The organism is Streptococcus macedonicus ACA-DC 198 (genome assembly GCA_000283635.1).
GTDB lineage: Bacteria > Bacillota > Bacilli > Lactobacillales > Streptococcaceae > Streptococcus > Streptococcus macedonicus.
Genome location: HE613569.1, coordinates 1,908,683 through 1,914,480 on the forward strand (window position 1 = coordinate 1,908,683; position 5,798 = coordinate 1,914,480).

Annotated in this window: 3 protein-coding genes and 3 pseudogenes; 1 reads left to right on the top strand and 5 read right to left on the bottom strand. The window is 40.4% G+C overall.

The window, feature by feature from the left end:
* Positions 1 to 136 precede the first annotated feature (136 nt).
* From ltrA to SMA_RS09595, 5 genes and pseudogenes are all read right to left on the bottom strand, one after another.
* Positions 137 to 1,378 carry a group II intron reverse transcriptase/maturase gene (gene ltrA, locus SMA_RS09570; RefSeq protein ID WP_006531823.1) on the bottom strand — a complete coding sequence of 414 codons (1,242 nt, stop codon included), beginning with the start codon at positions 1,376 to 1,378 and terminating at the stop codon, positions 137 to 139.
* An 820-nt stretch (positions 1,379 to 2,198) separates the two neighbouring features.
* Positions 2,199 to 3,767 (bottom strand): ABC1 kinase family protein, encoded by a 1,569-nt coding sequence (locus SMA_RS09575; RefSeq protein ID WP_014295351.1) that lies wholly within the window; start codon positions 3,765 to 3,767, stop codon positions 2,199 to 2,201.
* Between the two features lie 9 nt (positions 3,768 to 3,776).
* A complete protein-coding gene (locus SMA_RS09580) occupies positions 3,777 to 4,022 on the bottom strand; it encodes a hypothetical protein (protein ID WP_006531821.1) in 246 nt (81 codons plus the stop codon).
* A 138-nt stretch (positions 4,023 to 4,160) separates the two neighbouring features.
* A pseudogene (locus tag SMA_RS11195) lies at positions 4,161 to 4,982 on the bottom strand (IS5 family transposase).
* Positions 4,983 to 5,027: 45 nt separating this feature from the next.
* Positions 5,028 to 5,389, bottom strand: a pseudogene (locus SMA_RS09595) (transposase); the annotation flags it as partial.
* Positions 5,390 to 5,446: 57 nt separating this feature from the next.
* Between SMA_RS09595 and SMA_RS11200 the strand changes: the two are divergent.
* A pseudogene (locus tag SMA_RS11200) lies at positions 5,447 to 5,686 on the top strand (transposase); the annotation flags it as partial.
* Between the last annotated feature and the right edge of the window lie 112 nt (positions 5,687 to 5,798).

The window sequence follows — 5,798 nt, forward strand, 5'->3', positions numbered from 1 at the left end:
TATAATGAAAAGAAGGATATCCAGTCATAACCATCTGTGAAAATAGTTGATTTATACACTGCGGGAAGTCGATCGAGTAGGGACAAATTTCTAGTCCCTCTCACACCACCGTGCGTGCCGTTCGGCACACGGCGGTTCAACTAACTTTTTTTAACGCATGTCGTTTTAGACAATAATCTAGGCAAGAAACCAGTCCACGTTTAGCGAGGACTGGTTTTGATATGGCACGTTTCAATACAGACCTCTGAGCCACTAATTGATAATGGTCTCCCCAGCCAGATACTTTATCCGCTATCCACTTCGGTACTCCTAATTTGAGAAGTCCCCATAATCGCCTAGATTTCTTCTTCCATTGTTTCCAGATAATAACTCTTATTCGAGTTCTTAATCGTTCATCAAGGCTTTCCATGACTGATTTCATGTTCGTCATAGAAAAGTAGTTTATCCAACCTCGGATGACCCAGTTTAGTCGCTCAATTCGGTTGTCTAAGTCAATACTCCACTTACGGGCTGTTAGTTTCTTGAGTTTTCTCTTGAAACTCTGTACGCTATCCTGATGCGGACGACTTTTCCAGCCCTCAGATGATTTCCAGAACCCAAATCCTAGGTACTTTAATTTGCTCGGTCTCACAATCTTGGTCTTAGTCATGTTGACTTTCAAACCTAATCGTTTTTCAATGTAACGACTAATTGAATGCATCACACGTTTAGCCGCTGCCTCACTACCAACTGTGATGATACAGTCATCTGCGTAGCGGACAAAGCGAAGCCCTCGACTGTCCAACTCTTTGTCTAGCTCATTAAGCATGATATTGGACAGGAGCGGTGATAAATTTCCTCCCTGTGGTGTTCCAACTAGTGTTTTATGCCACTGTCCGTTAATGACCACCCCTGAATGAAGGTACTTACGAATCAGAGATTCTGTATCCCCATCCTGGATTATGTTATGAACAAGTGACATCAGTCTATCTTGAGGAACGGTATCGAAAAACTTCTCAAGGTCTATGTCCACTATCCACTCATAGCCGTCATTAAGATATTCTAATAACTGGATAACGGCATGTTCGCAGGACCGATTGGGTCTGAATCCGTAGCTCCTCTCAGAGAAATAGGGTTCACAAATGGGACTAATGACTTGGACAATAGCTTGTTGTATCATTCTATCCATGACCGTTGGGATACCTAACTGACGGACTCCGCCGTTAGGTTTGGGAATTTCAACTCGTAAGACTGGCTGAGGTTTGTACTTCCTCTGCTTTATGAGTTCTTTAGTTGAACGCCAGTGTTTGCGGAGATAGTCATCTATTTCGTCAATGGTTAAGCCGTCAATTCCTGCAGAACCTTTATTAGCTCTAACTTGATTGTAAGCGTCCAACATATTTGAACGAGATAGGATATTATCTAGTAACTATGACATGTGTGTATTCCTTTCTTGTTTCGGTGTCTGTAGGATATCTTATATTGGCGAACTTTCTTCTAGTCAATACGTGACCGCCTCCAGTTCTATCAGACCGTTCTTTTACAGACACAAGTGAAGTAAGTATACTCCGGTTAATAGTTCAGCCCTTCGCTCCGTTTCCATTACAGAAACTTCATCGCTACTATGACCTCGGCTGACTTCTCATGATTCGTTGTTACTACGTCTTATTGACGCTCATGAGACCTCACGGGATAAGTCGTACATCTTTCCTCATTTACACTCGTGATTTACGCATATAGGTTACGACTACCTTTTTGGACTTTAATGTTCTTAGCCACCTTGTCCGCTATATATGCCTTCGTATCACGTTTCTGTTCGTAGTGCCACGATTTCGCTATCCCTTCCTCTCCCCGCTACCTCACGATAGTCAGGCTTGGGAGTCGCTATTGGGTTCACCGGTAGCGGGTGCCCGCAGAGGACTTTCACCTCAGATGTACGACATGCCCGTCGTACTAAGAAAAATGCACAGGCTATCCAGTGCATTTTGTTGTTCTAACAAAATAATTAATTATCTTTAATATCACAATTCTTGTCTATAGGCATTTTTGAGAAGAGCAAGTATAAATATGAAAATCTGTCTTTTTTCATATAAAAATTTCTGATTTAGGATAAATATAATCGAATAAATTAGCTTTCAGACAAGGAACTGAGGTGCAGATAGTACTAGAGTAGGGCAAACCGAAAGTGACGATGTCTCAAAGCTAATAATGACTATATCCTACTCCCTAAAAATTCCAACAAAAATCCAAATCAGAACCAGTCCTGCAAGTACAAACAACAGTTTAGACATATCAAGCATCTCTGCATTTATACTGAGCAAACTGGCGCTAATCAGAAGCGCTAGAAAAACCAAGCTCAGTACAAAACGATTAGCCATCCTCGTCACGATTTTGATACGATTGTTATAATCGTATAAATCATGATTAATCAAAATGCGACCGTTTAGGATTTGTTCCAAAAGCTGATTGGCTCGTCTAGAAATGTTTTTACCGTTTTTGAGCAGGTAAAAAAGCTCGATTAATAGCGTTTCCTTATTTAAGGCCTGTTCGAGCATGTCTGGCCCCATATTTTCGATGAAATAATCCTTGGCTAGAGTCATCAAGTCCTTATCAGGTGCTAAGTCTCGGAAAATCCCCTCAATTTGTAGCGAAGCTTTTTCCAAGATCGTTATCTGAGGGGAGGCCTTGAGATGATTATTGATAAAAACTTTCACTAAATCTTCCAGCAAATAGGTAATCGATAAGGCTCCCAAATTTAGGCTGGAATACTTATTAAGCATACGCTCAACATCTCGACTCAGCTCCGCCTTGTTCATTGAAGTATCAAGGTTGGTTATTGTCAAAATGCCCTGAGTCATACCATCAATATCCTGAGCCGTAAAACTATACAGAATATCATTTAGAGCAGCTCGCATGTCATTTTCTAAATGACCCATGATACCAAAATCGATAAAGTAAATCTGCCCATCCTTGATGAGAAGATTTCCAGGATGTGGATCACCATGGAAATAACCATCCTTAAGAACCTGCTTGATAAAGGACAACTTGAGCTTCTGCCCAATATCCTCCAAATCATAGCCCGCATGAACCAAATCTTCGTAGCGATTGATTGGAATCCCTTGGATAAATTCTTCGACCACCATATGAGAGGTCGTCAGCTCATCATAAACCTTAGGAACAGCCACACATTTTACCCTGCGATTAAGCTCAGCAAACTCAAGCAAGGCCTTAGCTTCATTACGGAAATCAATTTCAGTAGTCAGACTATCTTTTAGTTGGTAGAGAACATCTGTCAGATTAACCATGGGAATGAGTCCTGATGGCATCTTTTTCGACAAACCAATCAACAAAGACAGGTCTTCATCAACAATTTCTGCCAGATGTGGTCGCTGAATTTTGACCACAACCTCTTGGCCTGTTTTCAAAATGGCTCTATGGGTCTGAGCGACTGACCCACTTGCCAATGGCCTCTCATCTATTGACTGAAAAACATCAAATAAGGGTTGTGTCAGCTCTGCTTCGATTGCTGACATGACAAGCTCCTTGTCTAATGGAAGGACATTGCTTTGAAGTCTGGTCAATTCCTTAATATAGGCATCAGGTAATAGGTCACTGCGCGTCGATAAAATCTGCCCAATTTTGACAAAACTTGGTCCCAACTGCTCAAAAGCTAGACGCAGTTTAGCTGGTGCCATCTGCTCATCCAGTGGCTTTTTTCGCTCTTTTAAAGTCGTAAAGCCTACCGAACTAAAAACCCTAACAATTTCTCTCAGGCGTTTATTTTCCATAAAATAAACCTATTCTTTACTTTCAGAAGTCCGGTGTTGTAAGAGCGCATCTAATTTATTCTCAAGACGTGAGAGATCATCTTTGGTAGCGTACTGCACCTTTTGTGTTTTTGCATTGACCCTATCAAAGACACCTTGAACCTCTGCTTGCCCTTTGCGTTTGAGTTCGGACTGTAGCTCCTTACCTTCTTCAACGGTCAAGCGCCCTTTCTCAACCATGTCTTTAACAAAAGCATCTGCTTTTTCCAAAGTCATCGATATTAGACCAATTCCAGCCAACAAATATTCTACTACTTTTCATAAAAAAGCGCTTACATTTAAATTTTTTGTCTGAATTTACTATATAAGAGCACAATTAAACTTATAAAATTTTCTAATAGACTTGTTCGGTAACTACATCACCTCATGGTTGATGATACCACAAATCAACTAACTCCGCTCTTAATTCAAACCGTTTTCTACGATTACGATAAGGCTGTGCCATGATTTAAAGGTTTTAAATTTGGCATTAAAGTGCTCGACTTCAATACGCATTTTAGCTATCTCGCGATTCAACGGCTTATCCTCTTGGGTTAAGGGGTGATTTCTAGAACGTTTAGCAGGAATAAAGGTATTTTCGTGAAATTTCAAGATGCCTAAATACCCTAAATCTACGAAAACAAGGGTATTTTGGGGCAAACTATAGTCAATACTCTCCTTAAAAAGGGTAAAATCATGCGTATGACCATCTGAAAAAGCCAATTGACAAGCACGATGGCTAGTCAAATCAAGCATGATTTGAGTTTTTATGGTATGTCTTTTCTTTTTACCAGAATAATTCTTGCTTTGGTTTTTTAGGGCGTTGAATGGGACTTTCAGTGACATCTATGGCAACAGTGGCGCTAGGTGCTTCTAAGTGGTCTAAATTAAAGAGACCTGAAGAACGAAGGGTGTCCTCTACCCATGTAATGGTCTCATTGACAGTTGCCACACCTACACCAAAATCAAATGCCAACTAGCGTTGAGTCGGGTAATAGCGTAAGTAGCGCAAGGTCATGATGAGCTGCTCTTCCATACTTAGACGGCGTGGACGTCCTCCTTTCTTTTTCGGTGTTGCTCTTGATAAGCGTCAGTGAGACAATCAAGCATCAGTTGAAACGTCGCTTTTTTAACACCTATCAACAATTTGAAATTCTCTGAGTTTAATTTTAAGGCTTTTTCGTATGTTGTTTCCATACCTTTAGTATACCACCTTTAAGTTACGAACAAGTCTATTACTACAAAGCTGGAACGAGGAATGTTCAAGCATTGACACATGGCTGAAATGCTGTATTTGTCCTTGTTAGCGGTGATTATTTCCCTTTTCGTGCCATAATCACCGCCGCTTGCTTTAGGATATCAACCTGCATTTCAAGCTCTTTATTGCGTTTTCTGAGTTCCATCAACTCACGCTGTTCATCTGTCAGATTATCAACAGTTTTGAAGGAACCAGTTGTTCTTGCTTGTTTAACCCACTTGTCAAAGCTAGACGGGGTCAAGTTATACTCTTTGATAATCTCGCTTCGCTTCATACCTGCATTGTGTAGGTCAACAATTTGTTGTTTAAACTCATCTGTGAAATGACGGCAAATTGTTCTAGACATATCTGTTCTCCTCTTTAGTGTAGAACACTTTATAAATTCTGTCTAGTTTAATTCAACCTTAACCTTGTCAATCCTGCCTTCAAGACTGTTTTTAAGACCTTTCTAAAGTATAAAACTTATATCACGAACGCCATTGAGCTACCCTATACCAACGCTAAACTGGAAGCGACCAATAAACTCATCAAGGATATCAAGAGACAGGCTTTCGGGTTTAGGAACTTTAAGAACTTTAAAACTAAGATATATATTGCTTTGAATATACAAAAAGAGAGAACGAAGGTCGTTCTCTCTAGGTAGAAGCTTTTATTTCGTCCTCTCTAGGTGTTAGCTTTTCATCTACCCACTACGGTTGACAAAGAGCCTGACAAAGAGCCTTTTTCATCAGCCTAATTGTAGCTGATAAAGAGCA